This window comes from Nostoc sp., assembly GCF_035638895.1.
Classification (GTDB): Bacteria; Cyanobacteriota; Cyanobacteriia; order Cyanobacteriales; family Nostocaceae; genus Nostoc.
Genome location: NZ_DASQZC010000376.1, coordinates 1 through 3925, shown reverse-complemented (window position 1 = coordinate 3925; position 3925 = coordinate 1). Strand labels below are relative to the sequence as shown.

The following is a 3925-nucleotide window of genomic DNA, read 5'->3' as shown; positions in this document are numbered from 1 at the left end:
TAAACCAGAAGTTCCCCACCCCGCCAAAGCTACGCTTTGTCTCCCCTCCCCGCTTGCGGGGAGGGGTTGGGGGTGGGGTGTAATGACTGTGGTTAGCATAACTATTTATGCGGACATGATATCACTCGTAAGAAACAAGATGCCCGACTTCTTAAAGAAGTCGGGCATCTGCGGGTTGCAGGATTTCTATATCAAGGAGAACTAGTTTTAGAAACTTCTGGACTGCGAATAATGATATGTCCCTTATCACTTTCTTGAATTGCCAACACTGAGGGTAGCTCATTAGATTTTGCATTTGGCGGCAATGCTCGAAACAAATAAATCCAGCCGCCACGTTCTAAGAGTAAGCGCCAAACTCTCGGCTCTTTTGGATTGCTGAGATCATTATCTTCTCTGCCTCGCAAGTCATCAAATAAACCGCGATCGCCAATTATGCGATAACCTTTCAATGAAGGATCGGCAAATATATTATCAAGTTTGCGTCCTACAGCAAACTTTTCTTCCGGTGTAATTAACGCTACAACTGGTAAAGTAGAGTTTTGACCAGCGTCTCGTCGGGCATCTGCAATGCCTTGCCAACGAGCTAACCAAAATATCACAATTAATACCCAGGATACTATTACTATTTCATTGACTAGCGATCGCAAAAATTCCACTGAGCGCAATTGTCCAGAACTAAATTCAGCCAGAGATTTTAGCTGTTTAGCTGTCCATGAGCGTTTGTGTTGAGTTGCAGAGATGATGCGATTCACTAACAATTGGTTTGCAGAGACTACCGTATCACTGATGATTTTTATTAACCATAATGTAGCCTGAATTGCGATCGCAGCGATAAAAAAGGCGATCGCAGTTTTGCATATTGCCCAACCATCTCCAAGAAATATTTGCAGGGGAACTATCAAAAAAGACTGTGCAGGTAAGTCGAGAGTATTAACTTCTAGCTGAAAAAAGTAAAAATATGACCAACGGTAAATCCACCCTGCAAAGAAAAGCGCCGCACCCAGCAAGCCAAGTACACTCGTGAATTTACCTAAAATATTGGTTTCTTGGTTGGGGTTGGGAGCTTGAGTCATACGGGAGATAAAGGAAACAATCTTATAACTTCAAGTTCAGATTCCTGACTTCTTAAAGAAGTCGGGGATCTTATCTAGTTGTAATTTTACGGAAATTTAGTATCTGCCTTTGAAGTTTAATGAGAAACTTAAACATAGTCAAATATACTGTTAAAGCCATGAAAGCTTTTTTCCAGGGATGGGTTGTGGCAATCTTAGTAATGGCAGCAGCGATCGCAGGAAATATTCAAGCTGTAATTAGCCAGGATGTCAAGACGGGAAATTTATTGTTAGCACAGACACCAGTCAAGGCAGATGAATTAGAACTTGCAGTAGCGTTACCAGAATTAGCAGAGATCATCCTTAATGGTGGTGAGTCAAGCAGTGGTCGAGTAATCGAAATTGATGCACAAAGGCAAGCTCTATCAATTCAGCGTAGTGGCAAAACTGCTACAATTTCTCTGAGCCAAATTGCAAAAGTAGTTTTCAAGAATGGAGCGTTGGCTTACAGAAGCAATGGGCGTCAAATTATGCGGGGTGGGGGAGAACGTCCTACAGGCAAGACAGTAAGTTGGAGTGGTATACCCATAAATAATTTTACTGTAAAAAATACTACCCAAGGTCAAGCAGTGGTGAAACTGAAACCACCTGTAGTTTCCACAGCACAGTTACGGGGTATTCAATCAGTGGCGAGAAATCGGCAATATGTGGTGGATGAAATCCGGTTCAATTCGCAACAAAAAACGATCACTATTCTGGCAAAACCTTATTAATCGTGAATATATTCCATCTGTAGGGGCGCACAACTAGCTGTACGCTCTTATTTATTTCGACATTACTAACGAAAATCATGAGTTTGTAACAAAAAATCGTGAGTTTGTAACGAAAATCATGAGTTTATAGCAAAAAATTATGAGTTTGTAACAAAAAATCGTGAGTTTATAGGAAAAAATCGTGAGTTTGTAACGAAAAATCGTGAGTTTGTAACGAAAATCATGAGTTTATAGCAAAAAATCGTGAGTTTGTAACGAAAAATCGTGAGTTTGTAACGAAAATCATGAGTTTATAGTAAAAAATTGTGAGTTTATAACAAGAGCTTCTGCTAACACCCAATTGAAAACAGCTACCTCTGCGCTACTCTATGAAAAAAATTCTTACCAGTCTTTTAGCTGTGGGCTTTTATCTAACGCCTTTAACAGTGATGCTGATGGCTCCACCCACCTGGGGACAAACTCAAAGCTCGCGATCGCAAGAAGCACAAAAACTGCTAGAGCAAGGGATAAAACTAACACAGCAACAGAAACGTCAAAAAGCAATACAAATATTACAGCTAGTTCCGGCTATGGCACAGGAACTCAAAGACCAAAAACTTGAAGCAACTGCACTAGTTTGGCTTGGGCATAACTACTCCGCTTTAGGAAAAAAGCAAAAAGCACTCTCATTTTACAACCAAGCTCTTCCCATATTGCGTGCTGTGGGCGATCACGCTGGTGCTACACTCAATAATATCGGTCTAGTCTACGACGCTTTAGGAGAAAAGCAAAAAGCACTCTCATTTTACAACCAAGCTCTTCCCATATTGCGTGCTGTGGGCGATCGCGCTGGTGAAGCCACTACACTCAATAATATCGGTGCAGTCTACGACGCTTTAGGAGAAAAGCAAAAAGCACTCTCATTTTACAACCAAGCTCTTCCCATATTGCGTACTGTGGGCGATCGCTCTGGTGAAGCTGTCATACTCAGTAACATTGGTCTAGTCTACTCAGCTTTAGGAGAAAAGCAAAAAGCACTCTCATTTTACAACCAAGCTCTTCCCATATTGCGTGCTGTGGCCGATCGCGCTGGTGAAGCCACTACACTCAGTAACATTGGTGGAGTCTACTCAGCTTTAGGAGAAAAGCAAAAAGCACTCTCATTTTACAACCAAGCTCTTCCCATATTCCGTGCTGTGGGCGATCGCTCTGGTGAAGCTGTCATACTCAGTAACATTGGTCTAGTCTACTCAGCTTTAGGAGAAAAGCAAAAAGCACTCTCATTTTACAACCAAGCTCTTCCTATAAGGCGTGCTGTGGGCGATCGCGCTGGTGAAGCCACTACACTCAATAATATCGGTCTAGTCTACGACGCTTTAGGAGAAAAGCAAAAAGCACTCTCATTTTACAACCCAGCTCTTCCCATATTCCGTGCTGTGGGCGATCGCGCTGGTGAAGCTGTCACCTTGGGTAATATTGGTGTATTCTTCCAAAGTACAAATCAGCCAACTCAAGCCATTACTAATTTAGAGCAATCTCTCAAAATCAGCTTAGAAATGCGCCGGGGTTTGCAACGAGAAAATCGTCAAAAGTTTTTACAGCAAAACGATATATATGCTACTGCTTTAGTCGATGTCTTGATTAATCAAAAGAAATACGCTCAAGCCTTTGAATGGGTTAACCTATTCACCACAGCCGATCTTGCTGATTATACTCGCCTGATTAATGCCAAAGTTGCCAACCCAGAAGCACAGCAGAGCCTTGATGACTGGAGTCAAAAAAATCAGCAATTAGAAGCACTGCGACAACAACTGCAAAGCGATCAATCCGAAAGCCTACCCCAACAGATTCGGCAATTAGAAGCACAAGTTTATTCAGAAGCTGAAACTATCTCTCGCCGTTTTCCTGAAGTGGCAGAACTATTTGAAACTACACTCATAGATATTAAAAACCTAACATCCTCCATACCGGCAGGAACAGTTGTAGTTCAACCCGTCTTGCTGACTAATGTGGCAAATATGCCTAATAATGTCGCCTTTTTTATCTTCACCAAAGGTCATTTTAGTGTTATCAAAAAATCTATTGATCCCAATAAATTTGATAAACTTATTACCGATTACT

3 protein-coding genes are annotated in these 3925 nt (G+C 41.6%); 2 read left to right on the top strand and 1 reads right to left on the bottom strand.

Annotation, left to right across the window (positions count from 1 at the left end):
* Positions 1-191 precede the first annotated feature (191 nt).
* Positions 192-1073: a hypothetical protein gene (locus VE944_RS18550; RefSeq protein ID WP_324979984.1), complete on the bottom strand. Its 882-nt coding sequence runs from the start codon at positions 1071-1073 to the stop codon at positions 192-194.
* A 158-nt stretch (positions 1074-1231) separates the two neighbouring features.
* On the opposite strand from VE944_RS18550, the gene VE944_RS18545 reads away from it, so the two are divergent.
* Together VE944_RS18545 and VE944_RS18540 are read left to right on the top strand one after the other, a co-directional pair.
* On the top strand, positions 1232-1825 hold the full coding sequence (locus VE944_RS18545) for a hypothetical protein (RefSeq protein WP_324979981.1): 594 nt from the start codon (positions 1232-1234) through the stop codon (positions 1823-1825).
* A gap of 368 nt (positions 1826-2193) precedes the next feature.
* Positions 2194-3925 (top strand): tetratricopeptide repeat protein (locus tag VE944_RS18540; RefSeq protein WP_324979978.1); only part of this gene is annotated, 1732 nt, incomplete at its 3' end.